Below are 15934 nucleotides of genomic sequence, written 5' to 3' on the forward strand. Positions count from 1 at the left end.
ATCTTAAAAGTAATATGAAACTTGTTTCGAAAAGAATAATAGTATTATAGAAGCTATATAAGATAAAAATGTCTCTATATTTTCTCTGGTTTCAATAATGTTATAGGCATAATTGACAGCTTATCCCTCAGCAATCATCAGAATGATGCTACTGTTTTTATCGAATTTATGTTAGATGCCATTTTAGAAACCTTACAGGAGTATTCGTTTACGCCGATGAGCGATAAAGAAATCGCAGTTTTTGAGCAAGTGAGAACCTACCTACAAAAATACGATGAGATTTCACATAGTCAATTACAAAAACTAGAAGGGCTTAGTGAAGCGTCAGCCAGCTGTTATCTGGCTAAGTTTGTCAAGATTGATTTATTAACACAGAGCAGTACCAATCGCAATCACCGTTACCATTTAAACTAAGGAGCCACACATGACCGTAACAGGCATCATCGCCGAATTTAACCCTTTCCACAATGGGCACAAGCACCTTTTGGCGCAGACTAAAGGGATGAAGATTGTTGCCATGAGTGGGAATTTCATGCAGCGGGGGGAGCCTGCCCTCATTGACAAGTGGACGCGGGCGCAGATGGCGCTGGCACATGGGGCTGACCTCGTGGTGGAGCTCCCCTTCCTCGTCTCTGTCCAGTCCGCCGACCATTTCGCCCGAGGCGCAGTTGACCTCTTGCATCGCCTTGGCATCGACACACTGGCATTTGGCACGGAGGAAGTCCTTGATTATCAGCGGTTTTCGGCTATTTATGGGGAAATGGCAGAGCAGATGGAGGCTTTTGTCCAAACGCTACCAGATGCCATGACTTATCCACAGAAAACACAGAAAATGTGGGAAACTTTTGCTGGGATAAACTTTTCAGGAGATACCCCAAATCACATTCTAGGGCTTGCTTACGCCAAAGCCTGCGCTGGAAAGAATATACGACTACAGCCCATCCAGCGTATTGGAGCAGGCTTTCATTCGGAAGAAAAGGTAGCCATCGCTTCTGCGACAGCCATCCGAAAACATCTTTCTGACCAATCCTTTGTGGAAAAGTCAGTACCAAGTAGCGACTTGATACTCAATTCTCCACAGGTTTCTTGGAATAACTATTTCCAATTGTTGAAATATCAGATTTTGACGAATCCAGATTTAACCCAGGTTTTTCAAGTCAATGAGGAACTAGCAAGTCGTATCCGCTCTGCCATTCGGAGCGTAGCGACGGTAGAAGACCTTGTGGAAAAAGTCGCCACCAAGCGCTATACCAAAGCGCGCGTGCGACGATTGTTGACCTATATCTTGGTCAATGCTGTGGAAAAACCGCTACCAGAAGCCGTCCATATCCTCGGATTCACCGACAGAGGGCGCGAGCACCTCAAAGCTGTGAAAAAGTCTGTGGAAATCGTCGCTCGAATCGGCGCAGAACCTTGGGACGCCCTCACGCAGCAAGCAGACGCCATCTACCAGTTGGGAGACGGCAGAATCGCAGAGCAGACCTGGGGCCGGGTGCCGCTAATTCGAAAATATCAGTGTCATTGTTGTGGCTATTATACCTTGGATGAAGTACCAGATGGTTCTTATGAAATTTGTGAGGTTTGTTTTTGGGAAGATGATTGGCAACAAAGGCAAAAACCTGCAATGCGCGGTGGAGCCAATACCGTTAGCTTGATAGAAGCAAGGGAAAATTTTACAGTTATGGGTGCCTCAGAGAGACGGATGCTCCCTTTTGTTAGGAAACCTAAACCATCAGAATTATCTGCCTTTCCTTCAAATCTAAGGTCATAACGTCGGAAAATGCTAAAAGCAATTTGAATGACGAATAGTATAGTAAGGGAGGTTTTATGCAATTTACTTATCGTGTTCGTCGTTCTAATGATGTGAAGTTTATGATTGTGGCAATCTTTTTTATGGGAATTGCTTGTTATGGTTTGAATGTTAAAAATGAGTGGATGGCTGCTCTTCCATTTCTGTCTGAACTCTATTATGTCATTCTTATGTTTTATGGCATCATCTTACTTGCTGCTTTGGCTCGATTTTTGAGAAATGCTCCTTGCCTTTGGGGAGATAGCGATTTTATCTATTATACATTCTTTATTTTTTGGAGAAAAAAGCTAAGCTGGCAGGAAATTGTGTCTCTGAGATTTGAAAAAGAAACGCATCGGTCGCAGGGAGGTGTTGAACGTCGTATGTTTATGACAATAAAGTCCAAAAACCACAAAGCTATCAGATTTGAGATTACTGATTGGAATGTCTATCGTGATGATATCATTTACGATTTTCAAAAACAGAATCCTAGAATCAAGCTACGCTATTGATAGTAACTAAAGGGTCCATCCTAGTGTGATGGGCCTTTAACCTATTTTAGAATAATATCTTTCATAGCGTCAACTTTGTTCCTCCTAAAAATTTTAAAAATAATATTAAAATAAATTGACAGAAAATTCAACCAAATTTTTAGAATTATGGTAAAATAGATAAAAATCAAGGTAAGAGGATAGTGCTATGACTGAAAATAATCTAACTAACCTGCGTCATCGCTCTGCGATTTACGATAGTATGGTCAAGTCACCCAACCGTGCTATGTTGCGTGCGACAGGGATGACGGATGAGAATTTTAAGCAGCCGATTGTTGGGGTTATCTCGACTTGGGCTGAGAATACGCCGTGTAATATTCATTTGCATGACTTTGGGAAATTGGCCAAAGAGGGTGTCAAGGATGCTGGAGCATGGCCTGTTCAGTTTGGAACCATTACCGTAGCTGACGGGATTGCTATGGGGACGCCTGGGATGCGTTTCTCCTTGACGTCCCGTGACATCATTGCAGATTCTATCGAGGCTGCGATGGGTGGGCACAATGTGGATGCCTTTGTCGCTATTGGTGGCTGTGATAAAAACATGCCTGGTTCCATGATTGCCATTGCTAACATGGATATTCCTGCGATTTTCGCCTACGGTGGTACCATTGCTCCTGGAAATCTGAATGGCAAGGACATTGACCTTGTATCTGTTTTTGAAGGTATCGGGAAATGGAATCACGGCGACATGACTGCTGAAGAAGTGAAGGCTTTGGAATGTAATGCCTGCCCTGGCCCTGGTGGCTGCGGCGGTATGTACACGGCAAATACTATGGCAACGGCTATCGAAGTCATGGGAATGAGCTTGCCAGGCTCATCATCTCACCCAGCGGAATCAGCAGAGAAAACTGCCGATATTGAAGAAGCTGGTCGTGCCGTTGTTCGTATGCTTGAGTTAGGTCTGAAACCGTCTGATATTTTGACGCGAGAAGCCTTTGAAGATGCCATTACAGTAACTATGGCGCTCGGTGGGTCAACCAATGCCACCCTTCACCTGTTGGCAATCGCTCACGCGGCTAATGTTGATTTAACCTTAGAAGACTTTGATGCGCTTCAAGCAAAAGTGCCTCACTTGGCCGATTTGAAACCATCTGGTCAATACGTTTTCCAAGATCTCTATGAGGTTGGAGGTGTACCAGCTATCATGAAATACTTGTTGAAACATGGCTTCTTGCATGGCGACCGCATCACATGTACTGGTAAAACAGTCGCAGAAAACTTGGAAGCCTTTGATGACTTGACACCTGGTCAAAAGGTTATCATGCCACTCGAGAATCCAAAACGTGCCGATGGTCCATTGATCATCCTTAAAGGAAACTTGGCACCAGATGGAGCTGTGGCTAAGGTATCAGGGGTTAAGGTTCGTAACCACACGGGTCCAGCTAAGGTCTTTGACTCGGAGGAAGCTGCTATTGAAGCGGTTCTTACCGATGAGATTGTTGACGGTGATGTGGTAGTTGTGCGTTACGTTGGTCCAAAAGGTGGCCCAGGTATGCCTGAAATGCTGTCATTATCATCTATGATTGTTGGTAAAGGTCAAGGCGATAAGGTTGCCCTTCTGACCGATGGTCGTTTCTCAGGTGGGACTTATGGTCTCGTTGTCGGACACATTGCCCCAGAGGCGCAGGATGGTGGCCCGATTGCCTACTTGCGTACAGGCGACCTTGTCACTGTTGACCAAGACACGAAAGAAATCACCATGCATGTTTCTGATGACGAAATAGCAGAGCGCAAGAAAACGACTGTTATCCCACCACTTTATAGCCGTGGGGTTCTCGGTAAATATGCCCACACCGTGTCATCAGCGGCAAAAGGTGCTGTTACCGATTTCTGGAACATGGACCGTAGTGGTAAAGCTTAAGGAGCTCAAAAATACTATTATGACTGTGTTTAACAGTACCGCTCAGCTATTGTCAAGAATAATGGAAGGAAAACATGGATCTATTAGATGAAAGATTTCCCTTTTCGGGAGCGAAAATTGCCCTACTAAATGGGGACAATATTCTCAGTATTTTGCGTGATGATATTCCAACCATCCCCTATCCAAATACTTGGGACCTAGCTGGAGGTGGTCGTGAGGATAACGAAACGCCCTTTGAGTGTGTCCAACGCGAGACGTTTGAAGAGTTAGGGATTACGATTTCCAAAGAAAGCATCCGCTGGGTTAAACAATATCCAGGTATGATCGATCCAACAAAAGACTCTATCTTTATGGTCGGAACGATTAGCCAAGCAGACATTAATCAAATTGTCTTTGGAGATGAGGGACAGGGTTGGAAGATGATGCCGATCGAAGCATTTTTAAACGATGATCAAGTTTATGGCAGTCTCAAAGCGCGATTGAAGGATTATTTAGAACAGAGAAATTAAAGGCGGTCGTTTTTCTCTGAAAGATTGCTTGATAAACTAAATAAAACATAAAAAGCATAGAATCAGTATTAGTAATAAAATAGCTGATTTTATGCTTTTATTTTGATTGTTGACATTTGATTTTATGATGTCCTTATACTCATCCAAAATCAAAATTAGCATTTTAAAGTCAATTAGTTTTTATTTAGTATTTTTGTTAGCACTTCTCCTAATGTGGTGTGGGGCGCTCAAAAGGTTCCCCCAAACCTTATCGACTGTGACGAACTCTGTTCGTCTTATTTCCCACCTCCAAAGGTCTCCCAGACCTTTGGAGCGTCCGCACTTTTAAGAAAGAAACAAAAAGTAATTTTTGATTTTTGTTAAGTATTAGAGACAAAAAATAAAAGAATTCGTAGTTCTATGAGGGTGAGTCTTATAGGGATTTAAATTGCTGAATAGTGGTTAATGTGTTAAAATGTATATACAAAATATACAAAGGAGAAAGAATGGCTACGATTCAAAAGAATTCTCAGTTTAGTTTTCGGACGGGTGCAGATTTATTGCAACGTGCGAAAGAGATTGTTGGTTATGAAAACTTAGATATGACGACCTTGTTTAATAATCTGTTACAGACTGTCGTTGAGCAAGAGCGTGTGCCTGCTATGCTATTAGACAATGAAAAGTCAAAAAAAGATCGCATTGTAGATGACCTCTTCTCTGAAATTCAAAAAGGCTATACCAGCTACCTTGATGGTAAAGGGAAGTCGGTTGATGAGGTATTTTCAAAATATGGTTCGTAAGTTGCGGATTATGCCTGAAGCCGAGGCTGATTTAGATGAGATTTACCACTATATTTTGAAGCGTTTTTTAGCACCTCAGGCTGCCGAAACAACCATGACCAACATTCGTTTAGCAATAGAGTGGCTTTTAGAAGTGCCAGACCTAGGTATTGATGTGTCAGAACGCATAGGGAGACAATTTTCCAAGGACCATACGCTATGGATGACACTTGCTGGGAACTATCTCGTCTTTTACATCGTCGATGACAAAGCCATCGCTGTATTGCGAGTGCTGTACCAAAAGCGCAATTGGATTGAGGTGTTTAGGTAGGGGGAGCTAAGTAAGGAGAGAAAAATGACTCAATTATTTTTTGGAATAAAAGCGCTAGTACTAAATGATGATTGAATTTATTAGTGCCGCATTTCAAAAAATCATTGGAAGACATAGAACTTGGTAACTTGTCTTAAATAAAACAAATAGAAAGGAAATAGTTTAGTTAGTGTATCTAACTGAACCCGCCCTAAATAAATTTAGAAAGGAAATCGTTTAGTTAGTTCGTCTAACTGAACACGGGCTAAATCCTCGGAAAAAAGATAGAGCTCGTAAGTTCACACGTAAATTATGTCTGAACTGATTTCTCAATAAAAACAACTAGAAAGGAAATGGTCAGTTAGTATGTCTAACTGAACCCGCCCTAAACACTGTGTCAAAAAGATAAAGTTCTCCTAGATGCAAGCATCGTCGGAGTCTTTCCTATTTTGACGTTGTGTTTTACGGGCTTGGTATCTTAATGATGAACAACTGGAAGGAATTAACGGTTCACGTGCATCGTGAGGCAGAGGAGGCTGTTTCAAATTTATTGATTGAGACAGGGAGTCAGGGGGTTGCGATTAGTGACTCGGCGGATTATATTGGGCAGGAGGATCGTTTTGGCGAGCTGTATCCTGAGGTGGAGCAATCTGAGATGATTGCGGTAACGGCTTACTATCCTGATACTATGGATTTGGAGGCGGTCAAAGCTGAGATTGAGGCTGGTCTTGCGGAATTGCCTGATTTTGGTGTGGCGACAGGGGCTGTTCGTATTGACAGTCAGGATTTGGCTGAGGAAGATTGGGCAGAGAACTGGAAGAAATACTATGAGCCTGCTCGTATCACGAGTGACTTGACCATTGTGCCGTCTTGGACGGACTATGAGGCGACGGCTGGGGAGAAAATCATCAAGTTAGACCCAGGTATGGCATTTGGTACTGGGACACACCCAACAACCAAGATGAGCCTATTTGCTCTTTCGCAGGTGCTTCGTGGTGGGGAGACGGTGATTGATGTGGGAACAGGTTCAGGCGTTCTTTCCATTGCCAGCTCGCTCCTTGGGGCCAAGGAGATTTTCGCCTATGACCTTGATGATGTGGCGGTGCGCGTGGCTCAGGAAAATATTGACATGAACCCGGGCATGGAGAATATCCATGTGGCAGCAGGAGATCTTCTTAAAGGCGTGACGCAAGAAGCTGATGTCATCGTTGCCAACATTTTGGCGGATATTTTGATTCATCTGACCGATGATGCATACCGTTTGGTCAAGGACGAGGGCTATCTCATCATGTCTGGAATTATTGCCGAAAAACTGGATATGGTCCTCGAAGCGGCTTACAGCGCAGGCTTTTTCCTCGAAACGCACATGATTCAGGGTGAGTGGAACTGTGTGGTCTTTAAGAAAACCGACGATATGTCGGGCGTGATTGGAGGCTAAATGCAGCAGTATTTTGTAAATGGCAAAGCAGAAAAGCTAGTAACCATCACCGATAAGGATACTGTTAAGCACATGTTTCAAGTCATGCGCTTGACGGACGGTGATGAGGTTGTTTTGGTCTTTGAAGATGGCGTGAAGCACTTGGCGAAAGTGTCAGACAGCGCAGCCCATCAATTTGAATTGGTAGAAGAGTTAGCTGACAATGTGGAAATGCCAGTGCAGGTCACCATCGCCTCAGGCTTTCCAAAGGGAGACAAGCTAGACTTGGTCACACAAAAAGCAACAGAACTAGGTGCCAGTGCTATCTGGGCCTTTCCAGCGGACTGGTCTGTGGTCAAATGGGATGGCAAAAAATTAGCCAAGAAAGAAGAAAAGCTGGCGAAAATTGCCCTCGGCGCTGCAGAGCAGAGTAAACGCAATCGTGTTCCAAACGTCACTTTGTTTGAGAAAAAGGCAGATTTTGTAGCGCAGCTATCAGCTTTTGACAAGATTTTCATTGCCTACGAAGAAACGGCTAAAGCAGGTGAATTATCAGCCTTGGCGCGTGAATTAAAGACGGTGAAAGAAGGGGACAAACTTCTCTTTATCTTCGGTCCAGAAGGTGGCATTTCACCAAAAGAAATCGAAGCCTTTGAACAAGCAGGTGGCATCAAAGTTGGTCTAGGTCCTCGAATCATGCGTACCGAAACGGCACCGCTCTACGCCCTAAGCGCAGTGAGTTATGCCTTGGAGATGGCGCAATAAGAAACAAAAAAGTAGTTTTTGAATTTGCTTAAGTATAAATAGAACTAAAAACGAGGAATCTCTCTGACAAATGGAGTAGATTCCTCGTTTCTTTTTTGATTGATTCAGTTTTATAGTCGCCATAAATAGGTGAGGTTGTTTTGAATGGTGATGCTAGATTTCTTTCCCGCTCACGACAAATCGGATATGGGAGTAGTCGCGTTCAAGGTCCTTATCTGCCATAAAGGTTTTGGCATCTTTTTTGACTTGAATGAGGTCGATGCCTTGGGCTTGGGCTCCGAAGACACAGCCGCAGTAGCATTGGCGGTAGATGTCGTATTCAGCACACATTTCGACAGAGCGTTTGTAGCCTTGGTTTTTCTTGAAATCACTAGGGAGATACTGGGTATCATAGATTTTTTGCACTTCCAGACCGACGGCATTGATGGTCTGGGAGTTTTTGTGTGGGCTGATGGTTAGGGCACTGCCAAAGTAGTCAAAGCCTAGCTCGACAGCCTTGGCTGCGGTTTTGTCTAAGCGGTAGTCGTAGCAGACCTTACAACGGTCACCGCCTTCTGGTTCGTCCTCAAGTCCGTGAACTTTTCGGAAAAATTCATTAGGCTCATAAGGGGCTGCTAAGAATTGCACATTTTGACCAGTATTGCGATTAAAGTCGTTGACAAATTTTTGCGTGACATAGCTACGGCGTTCATATTCGACTTTAGGATGAATGTTGGAATTGGCAAAATAGATGGTCACATCACAAAATTGGGTGATGTATTCTAGAGTGTAGGTGCTACAAGGGGCGCAGCAGACATGCATAAGGACACTTGGTCGGGTATTTTCTGTCTGCCATTTTTTGACCATTTGTTGCATGACCTTATCGTAGTTGACTTTTTGATTAGGAGTCATGCGTGAGAGAATCTCTTCAACGTTAATCATCTGGATGCCTTTCATTAGTTCTTATTTTCTAGTCTAACATAGAAAATGGGAAATCGCACAGCTATTTTACAAAAAAACACCGCTGAAAATCATTTAGTGTGAGATGTTTTTTCACTTTTATCATTGCTATTTTCTAAGATAGTAGGGCACTTTAAGTTTTTGAGTTGACAGTTTTTTAGAAAATGCTATCCTAAGGCTATTAAGAAAAAATAGGAAAGAAAATAGTGATATGGCAACTATCAAAGATGTCGCAAAATTAGCTGGCGTCTCCGCATCGACCGCTTCGCGCGTGCTCCACAACAATAGCATGATTAGTGAAGCTACCAAGGCCAAAGTTAGAAAAGCAATGGAGGAGTTGAATTACTCTCCCAACTACTCAGCCCAAAATCTCGTCAAACGTGATTCTAATATGGTCGGAATTGTCTTACCAGTGCGTGAAAATCAGGAATCGCTTGGTAATAACCCTTTTTTCATGCAAATTATTCAAGGCATTAGCAGCGTCTGTACGGATTATAATTTCATGGTTAGTTTAGCTACCGGGCGTAGTGAAGCAGAGCTACTTAAAAATGTTGAAACGCTCATTCGTAGTGGAAACATCCGTCGTCTCATCTTTCTTTACGCTAAAAAAGATGACCCTGTCTTTGAGGCTGTACAAAAAGAGAAAATCCCCTGTGTCGTCGTCGGGCAGCCCTATAGTGAGGTCCCTTCGTGGGTTACCTTCGTGGATAATGACAATTGCAGAGCAGGAGAAGATGCGACCCGATTTCTGATTGAAAAAGGCTATAAAGACTTAGTTTATGCCTTTACAGACATGGCAGAGCTGGTCCAAGCAAACCGTTTTGAAGGTTACTGTTTAGCGATGGAAGAAGCAGGACTATCACCTAAATTACTTCACCTTCCAAGGCAAGAAGATGATACTAATCAAGAACGGTTGTCACAGTATTTAGCCAAAGAAACTGTCACAGGATTTGTTAGCATTGACGATATGCTAGCTCTACGCTTACAACGCTTTTTATTCCGAATTGACAAATCACCGAGCGACTATGCCATGATAAGTTTCAATAATTCAATGATGACAGAACTTGCTAGTCCCTCTCTGACGTCTGTGGATGTTTTCCCATACCAATTAGGAGAACTAGCCGCTAAACAGTTGGTTAGCCCAGATGACACCCAAGACAACCTGATTGTCGTACACGAAATCATAGAACGCAACTCTTCAAAAGTCTAATTGGAATTTCTGATTAGGCTTTTTGTGCTAAATATGACCGATATGAAACGTAAGATTTAATCCAGTTAAAATTGATGAAATTTTTCCAAGAAAACGCTTTACAAAACAAAAAAGTGTGCTATAATGAACTTATCAAAAACAACGCAAACGTTTGCGAATAAATGCAAACGTTAGCATAGGAGGAATTATGAAAACCTTAAAAGAAAAATTCGGTTTTGAATTTTGGCAAAAGTTCGGTAAGTGTTTAATGGTTGTTATCGCTGTTATGCCTGCTGCTGGATTGATGGTCAGTATTGGGAACTCGATTCCACTTATTGCACCAGGTAATGCTGTTCTAGCAACGATTGGTAATGTGGTAGCACAGATTGGTTGGGCGATTATCGGTAACCTTCACTTGCTCTTTGCTTTAGCTATTGGTGGAAGCTGGGCTAAAGAACGTGCTGGAGGTGCATTTGCTGCTGGTCTTGCCTTTGTCTTGATTAACCGTATTACTGGTGCGATTTATGGTATTTCTAGTGCTATGCTATCTGACTCAGAAGCTGTTGTTACGAGCTTCCTTGGCACTAAAATGGCAGTCGCTAACTACTTTACTAGCGTTCTTGAAGCGCCAGCGCTTAACACAGGTGTCTTTGTTGGTATCATTTCAGGTTTTGTGGGTGCGACAGCTTTTAACAAATACTACAACTACCGTAGACTCCCTGATGTGCTTTCCTTCTTTAACGGGAAACGTTTTGTACCATTTATCGTGATTTGGCGCTCAGTATTAACAGCTCTTGCTCTTGCCTTTATCTGGCCAGTTATCCAATCAGGAATTAATGGCTTTGGTATGTGGATTGCGACCTCAAAAGAATCAGCACCATTCTTTGCCCCATTTGTTTATGGTACCTTGGAACGTCTTCTTTTACCATTTGGTTTGCACCATATGTTGACCATTCCAATGAACTACACAGCGCTTGGTGGTACTTATGATGTTTTGACAGGTGCCGCTCAAGGGACTCAAGTATTTGGGCAAGACCCACTCTGGTTGGCTTGGGTAACAGACCTTATTAACTTTAAAGATGCAGGTGATACAGCAGCTTACAATGATTTGTTTACAGCATTTACTCCAGCTCGTTTCAAAGTTGGACAAATGATTGGTGCGACTGGTACACTTATGGGTGTAGCGCTAGCCATGTACAAAAATGTTGATGCTGATAAGAAAAAACAATATAAAATGATGTTCATCTCAGCAGCGGCAGCTGTATTCTTGACTGGTGTTACCGAACCACTTGAATTCATGCTCATGTTCGTTGCAATGCCACTTTATGTTGTTTATGCCTTTGTTCAAGGTGCTGCATTTGCGGTTGCCGATCTTGTTAACCTTCGTGTTCACTCATTTGGTAATATTGAACTTTTAACACGTACACCAATGGCGATTAAGGCAGGTTTGGGTGGTGACTTGATTAACTTTGTTTGGGTATCACTTCTCTTTGCCGTAGCGATGTACTTCATTTCTGATATCATGATTCGTAAAATGAAACTTGCAACTGCTGGTCGTCTTGGTAACTATGAAAATGAAGAAGCGTCACAAGATGACGAATCAGCTACAGTTGATACAAATTCACAAAGTGTTCAAATCATCAACCTTCTCGGTGGTCGTAGCAATATTGTTGACGTTGATGCTTGTATGACACGTCTGCGTGTGACTGTCCAAGATGCGTCACAGGTTGCCGATGAAGAAGCATGGAAAAAAGTTGGTGCCCTTGGTCTCTTCTTGAAAGATAACGGTGTTCAAGCGGTTTACGGACCAAAAGCTGATATCCTAAAATCTGATATTCAAGACCTCCTAGATTCAGGTGTGACGATTCCGACAACTGAAAAATAAACGTGATTATGGAATAGCTGAGTGATGGTCTGCTCAGCTTTTTCCATTATTAACAAACACAGTAGAGTTGATAGCGACTAAAGGAGAGATTATGAAATTATTAACCCTAAATACCCATTCTTGGATGGAAGAGTTCCCAGAAGAGAAGCTGGAACAGTTGGTGGAGCATATTCTGCGAGAAGACTACGATGTGGTCTGTCTTCAAGAAATTAACCAGTTGATGACGACTTCACATATAACAGCACCAGCGGATTATCAAGCCTTGCCTTCTGCGCCAGTTTTACATGAGGATCATTATGCTTACCTTTTGACGGAGAAGCTAGCACAAAAAGGCAAACGTTACTATTGGTCTTGGTCTTATAATCACATTGGTTATGACCGTTACCATGAGGGAGTTGCTTTGCTCAGTAAAACGCCAATTGATGCTCAAGAACTTTTGGTTTCCGAGGTCGATGACGAGACAGATTACCACACGAGGAGGATTCTTTTGGCGACGACAGAGGTTAAAGGCAGAGCGGTGACCTTAGCCAGTCTTCACCTGTCATGGTTTGGCAAAGGCTTTGAAGATGAGTGGGCGATTATCGAAAAACACTTGTTATCTTATCAAAATCCACTCGTTTTAATGGGCGATTTTAACAATCCAACTGACCAAGAAGGGTATCAGATGATTGTCAATAGTCCCTTAAATCTGGTTGATAGTCATCAAGCGGCGGGTCAGGTGTCAGGAGAGTATACGATTTTAGCGGATATTGATGGCTGGGAAGATAATCAGCAGGCTCTAAAAGTTGATCACGCCTTTGTCAGTAAAGCATTGAACGTTGTTTCTTCAAAAGTTATTTTTGATGGCAAGGTAACCCCAATACTTTCTGACCACTTTGGATTAGAAATTGAGATAGCATTTGATAAGGTATAGGATGAGGGTGCAATTCCCTCTTTTTTGTCTCTTATTTTATGGTATAATGATTAAAAATCACTTGAAGGGGGATGAAGATGGAAGTTATTGAAAAAGCACCAGCCAAGATTAATCTTGGATTGGACATTGCTGGGAAACGTCCAGATGGTTATCATGAGCTGTCGATGATTATGGTCAGTGTTGACTTAAATGATTATGTGACCTTAACCTTGCTTGATAGTGACACGATTACAATGACCTCTGATAGCCACAAAATGCCTCTTAATGAAAAAAATGATGTCTATAAAGCAGCTCTGCTTTTGAAAGAAAAATACGGCATCACAAAAGGAGTTGAGATCACGCTTCAAAAATCAATCCCGATTTGTGCAGGTTTAGGCGGTGGATCTAGCGACGCAGCCGCAACTATTCGAGGCCTAAATAAGCTATGGAACCTTGAGATGACTAGGGAAGAGATGATTGAGGTTGGGTTTCAGATTGGAAGTGACGTGCCCTATTGCTTGGAAGCGGGTTGTTCCTTGGTGACAGGTAAGGGAGAGATTGTGGAACGCCTTGAGACATCACTTTCTTCTTGGGTCGTTCTCGTCAAGCCTCATTTTGGCATTTCGACACGAACAGTTTTTCCTGAAATTGATTTAGAAACCATTTCGAGGGTTGATATTTCTGCTTTGAAAAAAGCGCTGCTGGCTAAAGACTACGAAGGCATGATAAGCCATATGGGGAATTCTTTGGAAGACGTGACTATCGCGCGCAAGCCTTTTATCCAAAAAATCAAGGACCGTATGCTTAAATGTGGCGCCGATGTCACACTGATGACGGGCTCTGGACCAACTGTTTTCGCCCTTTGTCCAACAGAAAAACGTGCCGATCGTGTGGTTAATAGCATGAAGGGATTTTGTAAAGAAGTTTATAAAGTTCGTATTTTGCAGGGGTAAATCTTGCCCCTGCCTTTTTATTGTGGTATAATTAACCAGTTAATGAAGCGTGATGCTTCACCAATGAAAAAGAATCAAATCATATGATGTGAATGAAAGGAATCATTTTCAAAATGATTTCTCCCTGGAGGTTTAAGATGACAGAATTAGCACACCAATTAGATGCCCTAATCAATCGCATTCTCTTAAAAGCAGAAAATCAGCATGAATTACTGATTGGTTCTTGTGAAAGTCATGTGAAAGTGACCAATACTCAAGAACACATTCTCATGCTTTTGTCTCAAGAAAATTTGACAAGTTCTGACCTTGCTAAGCGATTGAATATCAGTCAGGCTGCTGTGACGAAAGCTGTTAAAAGTTTGGTCGGAAAAGGGATGCTTGAGACGACTAAAAAAGAAGAAGATGGTCGCAGTCTACATTTGACATTGACTGCTGATGCCGCTCCGATTGCTGAGGAGCATAGCCATCATCACGAAAAAACACTTGCTGTATACGACGAACTCTTATCAGAATTTTCTCCTGAAGACCAGTCTGTTATCAGTCAATTTATTACGACATTTTCACAGAAATTGGAGGATTAGATGCGCTATATTACCGTTGAAAATCTGTCGTTTCAGTACGATGGAGAACCTGTGCTTAGTGAAGTCAGTTATTATTTAGACAGTGGGGAATTTGTCACGCTGACAGGTGAAAATGGCGCAGCAAAATCCACGCTAATTAAAGCCACCTTGGGTGTTTTAAAACCTAAACAAGGACAGGTGACAATTTCCAAGACAAATAAGGATGGAAAAAAGCTCCGAATTGCTTACCTGCCCCAGCAGATTGCCAGCTTTAATGCAGGATTTCCAAGTACCGTTTATGAATTTGTCCGCTCAGGGCGTTATCCAAGACAAGGTTGGTTCCGCCGATTGACCAAGCATGATGAAGAACACATCAAGGTTAGTCTTGAGGCGGTTGGCATGTGGGAAAACCGTCATAAACGTTTGGGAGCCTTGTCTGGTGGTCAAAAACAACGTGTTGTGATTGCGCGAATGTTTGCTAGTGATCCAGATATTTTCGTCCTCGATGAACCAACAACAGGAATGGATTCTGGTACGGCTAAGACTTTCTATGAGTTGATGCACCATTCTGCCCATAAGCATGGCAAGTCTGTTTTGATGATTACTCATGACCCAGAAGAGGTCAAAGACTATACGGATCGCAATATTCATCTGGTTAGAAATCATGACCTTCCTTGGCGTTGCTTTAACGTACATGAAACTGATGAGGGAGGAGAGACACATGTTCACTGAGATTTTAGCCTATGATTTTATGCAACGTGCTCTATGGGCAGTAGTTGCCATTTCAATTTTTGCCCCAATTTTAGGAACCTTTTTAATCTTGCGTCGTCAAAGTCTTATGTCTGATACGCTTAGTCACGTGTCCTTGACTGGGGTAGCTCTTGGTGTCATCAGTGGTGTTAACCCTACCTGGACGACGATTTTAGTCGTAACCATTGCGGCAGTCATTTTAGAATATCTCCGCACGGTTTACCGTCACTATATGGAGATTTCAACAGCGATTTTGATGTCAATGGGTCTGGCCTTATCTTTGATATTGATGAGTAAATCAGACTCATCGTCAGGTGTGAGCTTGGAGCAATATCTTTTTGGGTCGATTATCACAATCAGTCAGGAGCAGGTCGTTGCCCTCTTTGTGATTGCAGGAGTTGTTCTTTTGTTGACTGCCCTCTTTATTCGTCCCATGTATGTGCTGACCTTTGATGAAGATACCGCCTTTGTGGATGGTTTGCCTGTTCGCCTCATGTCTACCCTCTTTAATGTTGTCACGGGTGTGGCGATTGCCCTTACCATTCCAGCGGCAGGAGCCCTTCTCGTATCAACTATCATGGTTCTTCCAGCCTCTATCGCTATGCGCCTTGGCAATAATTTCCGTTCCGTGATTGGCTTAGGCATCGTGGTTGGCTTTATCGGTATGGTGTCAGGGATTTTCCTTTCTTACTACTGGGAAACACCAGCTAGTGCGACGATTACCATGATTTTTATTATCCTATTCCTCTTGACAAGTTTGGTTAATGTTTTGGTAAAAGATTAATTCAAAAAACTGCTTCGGCGGT

16 protein-coding genes and 2 pseudogenes are annotated in these 15934 nt (G+C 42.7%); 17 read left to right on the forward strand and 1 reads right to left on the reverse strand.

Annotation, left to right across the window (positions count from 1 at the left end; all coding sequences use genetic code 11):
• Nucleotides 1-216: 216 nt before the first annotated feature.
• The 10 genes and pseudogenes from EAF07_RS05495 to EAF07_RS05535 all read left to right on the forward strand — a co-directional run bounded on the left by EAF07_RS05495 (nt 217) and on the right by EAF07_RS05535 (nt 7960).
• A complete protein-coding gene (locus EAF07_RS05495) occupies nt 217-414 on the forward strand; it encodes a hypothetical protein (RefSeq protein ID WP_121835455.1) in 198 nt (65 codons plus the stop codon).
• Nucleotides 415-424: 10 nt separating this feature from the next.
• Nucleotides 425-1504 (forward strand): annotated as a pseudogene (locus EAF07_RS05500) (nucleotidyltransferase); the annotation flags it as partial.
• A complete protein-coding gene (locus tag EAF07_RS10770; protein WP_245962700.1) occupies nt 1493-1771 on the forward strand; it encodes a CPCC family cysteine-rich protein in 279 nt (92 codons plus the stop codon). The pseudogene EAF07_RS05500 and the gene EAF07_RS10770, both read left to right, overlap by 12 nt.
• Before the next feature lie 56 nt (nt 1772-1827).
• The gene (locus tag EAF07_RS05505; RefSeq protein ID WP_121835459.1) at nt 1828-2301 is read left to right on the forward strand and encodes a hypothetical protein; all 474 of its coding nucleotides are present in this window, start codon (nt 1828-1830) and stop codon (nt 2299-2301) included.
• Between the two features lie 187 nt (nt 2302-2488).
• On the forward strand, nt 2489-4201 hold the full coding sequence (ilvD, locus tag EAF07_RS05510) for a dihydroxy-acid dehydratase (protein WP_121835461.1): 1713 nt from the start codon (nt 2489-2491) through the stop codon (nt 4199-4201).
• 74 nt (nt 4202-4275) lie between these two features.
• Complete coding sequence (locus tag EAF07_RS05515; protein WP_121835463.1) at nt 4276-4710, forward strand: NUDIX hydrolase; 435 nt, start codon at nt 4276-4278, stop codon at nt 4708-4710.
• Nucleotides 4711-5195: 485 nt separating this feature from the next.
• Nucleotides 5196-5489, forward strand: coding sequence for a type II toxin-antitoxin system RelB/ParD family antitoxin (gene relB / locus EAF07_RS05520; RefSeq protein ID WP_121835465.1), 294 nt, complete (start codon nt 5196-5198; stop codon nt 5487-5489).
• Complete coding sequence (locus tag EAF07_RS05525) at nt 5461-5799, forward strand: type II toxin-antitoxin system RelE/ParE family toxin (protein WP_245962698.1); 339 nt, start codon at nt 5461-5463, stop codon at nt 5797-5799. Before relB ends, EAF07_RS05525 begins: the two co-directional genes overlap by 29 nt.
• A 463-nt stretch (nt 5800-6262) precedes the next feature.
• A complete protein-coding gene (gene prmA, locus EAF07_RS05530) occupies nt 6263-7216 on the forward strand; it encodes a 50S ribosomal protein L11 methyltransferase (RefSeq protein WP_121835552.1) in 954 nt (317 codons plus the stop codon).
• Entirely contained in the window at nt 7217-7960 is a 744-nt protein-coding gene (locus EAF07_RS05535) for a 16S rRNA (uracil(1498)-N(3))-methyltransferase (RefSeq protein WP_121835469.1), read from the forward strand.
• A 153-nt stretch (nt 7961-8113) separates the two neighbouring features.
• Here the strand turns inward: EAF07_RS05535 and EAF07_RS05540 are convergent, their stop codons facing one another.
• Nucleotides 8114-8881, reverse strand: coding sequence for an epoxyqueuosine reductase QueH (locus tag EAF07_RS05540; protein ID WP_121835554.1), 768 nt, complete (start codon nt 8879-8881; stop codon nt 8114-8116).
• 229 nt (nt 8882-9110) lie between these two features.
• On the opposite strand from EAF07_RS05540, the gene EAF07_RS05545 reads away from it, so the two are divergent.
• The 7 genes and pseudogenes from EAF07_RS05545 to EAF07_RS05575 all read left to right on the forward strand — a co-directional run bounded on the left by EAF07_RS05545 (nt 9111) and on the right by EAF07_RS05575 (nt 15912).
• A complete protein-coding gene (locus EAF07_RS05545) occupies nt 9111-10109 on the forward strand; it encodes a LacI family DNA-binding transcriptional regulator (RefSeq protein ID WP_121835471.1) in 999 nt (332 codons plus the stop codon).
• A gap of 187 nt (nt 10110-10296) precedes the next feature.
• Nucleotides 10297-11958, forward strand: a pseudogene (locus EAF07_RS05550) (PTS transporter subunit IIBC); the annotation flags it as partial.
• Between the two features lie 103 nt (nt 11959-12061).
• Nucleotides 12062-12886, forward strand: coding sequence for an endonuclease/exonuclease/phosphatase family protein (locus EAF07_RS05555; protein ID WP_121835561.1), 825 nt, complete (start codon nt 12062-12064; stop codon nt 12884-12886).
• 77 nt (nt 12887-12963) lie between these two features.
• Nucleotides 12964-13818 carry a 4-(cytidine 5'-diphospho)-2-C-methyl-D-erythritol kinase gene (gene ispE, locus EAF07_RS05560; RefSeq protein ID WP_121835473.1) on the forward strand — a complete coding sequence of 285 codons (855 nt, stop codon included), beginning with the start codon at nt 12964-12966 and terminating at the stop codon, nt 13816-13818.
• Between the two features lie 137 nt (nt 13819-13955).
• On the forward strand, nt 13956-14399 hold the full coding sequence (locus EAF07_RS05565) for a zinc-dependent MarR family transcriptional regulator (protein ID WP_121835474.1): 444 nt from the start codon (nt 13956-13958) through the stop codon (nt 14397-14399).
• Nucleotides 14400-15110 (forward strand): metal ABC transporter ATP-binding protein, encoded by a 711-nt coding sequence (locus tag EAF07_RS05570; protein ID WP_121835477.1) that lies wholly within the window; start codon nt 14400-14402, stop codon nt 15108-15110. It abuts the gene before it with no gap.
• The gene (locus EAF07_RS05575) at nt 15100-15912 is read left to right on the forward strand and encodes a metal ABC transporter permease (RefSeq protein WP_121835479.1); all 813 of its coding nucleotides are present in this window, start codon (nt 15100-15102) and stop codon (nt 15910-15912) included. Before EAF07_RS05570 ends, EAF07_RS05575 begins: the two co-directional genes overlap by 11 nt.
• Nucleotides 15913-15934: the final 22 nt, after the last annotated feature.

Source organism: Streptococcus hillyeri, assembly GCF_003686955.1.
Classification (GTDB): Bacteria; Bacillota; Bacilli; order Lactobacillales; family Streptococcaceae; genus Streptococcus; species Streptococcus hillyeri.

Excerpts from the sequence above, each read along its gene's own strand:
- EAF07_RS05505 (WP_121835459.1), top strand. The coding sequence starts at position 1,828 with ATGCAATTTACTTATCGTGTTCGTCGTTCTAATGATGTGAAGTTTATG.
- EAF07_RS05540 (WP_121835554.1), bottom strand. The coding sequence starts at position 8,881 with ATGATTAACGTTGAAGAGATTCTCTCACGCATGACTCCTAATCAAAAA.
- EAF07_RS05565 (WP_121835474.1), top strand. The coding sequence starts at position 13,956 with ATGACAGAATTAGCACACCAATTAGATGCCCTAATCAATCGCATTCTC.
- relB (WP_121835465.1), top strand. The coding sequence starts at position 5,196 with ATGGCTACGATTCAAAAGAATTCTCAGTTTAGTTTTCGGACGGGTGCA.
- EAF07_RS05515 (WP_121835463.1), top strand. The coding sequence starts at position 4,276 with ATGGATCTATTAGATGAAAGATTTCCCTTTTCGGGAGCGAAAATTGCC.
- EAF07_RS05570 (WP_121835477.1), top strand. The coding sequence starts at position 14,400 with ATGCGCTATATTACCGTTGAAAATCTGTCGTTTCAGTACGATGGAGAA.
- EAF07_RS05535 (WP_121835469.1), top strand. The coding sequence starts at position 7,217 with ATGCAGCAGTATTTTGTAAATGGCAAAGCAGAAAAGCTAGTAACCATC.
- prmA (WP_121835552.1), top strand. The coding sequence starts at position 6,263 with ATGAACAACTGGAAGGAATTAACGGTTCACGTGCATCGTGAGGCAGAG.
- EAF07_RS05525 (WP_245962698.1), top strand. The coding sequence starts at position 5,461 with ATGAGGTATTTTCAAAATATGGTTCGTAAGTTGCGGATTATGCCTGAA.
- EAF07_RS05495 (WP_121835455.1), top strand. The coding sequence starts at position 217 with ATGAGCGATAAAGAAATCGCAGTTTTTGAGCAAGTGAGAACCTACCTA.
- EAF07_RS05545 (WP_121835471.1), top strand. The coding sequence starts at position 9,111 with ATGGCAACTATCAAAGATGTCGCAAAATTAGCTGGCGTCTCCGCATCG.
- ilvD (WP_121835461.1), top strand. The coding sequence starts at position 2,489 with ATGACTGAAAATAATCTAACTAACCTGCGTCATCGCTCTGCGATTTAC.
- EAF07_RS05575 (WP_121835479.1), top strand. The coding sequence starts at position 15,100 with ATGTTCACTGAGATTTTAGCCTATGATTTTATGCAACGTGCTCTATGG.
- ispE (WP_121835473.1), top strand. The coding sequence starts at position 12,964 with ATGGAAGTTATTGAAAAAGCACCAGCCAAGATTAATCTTGGATTGGAC.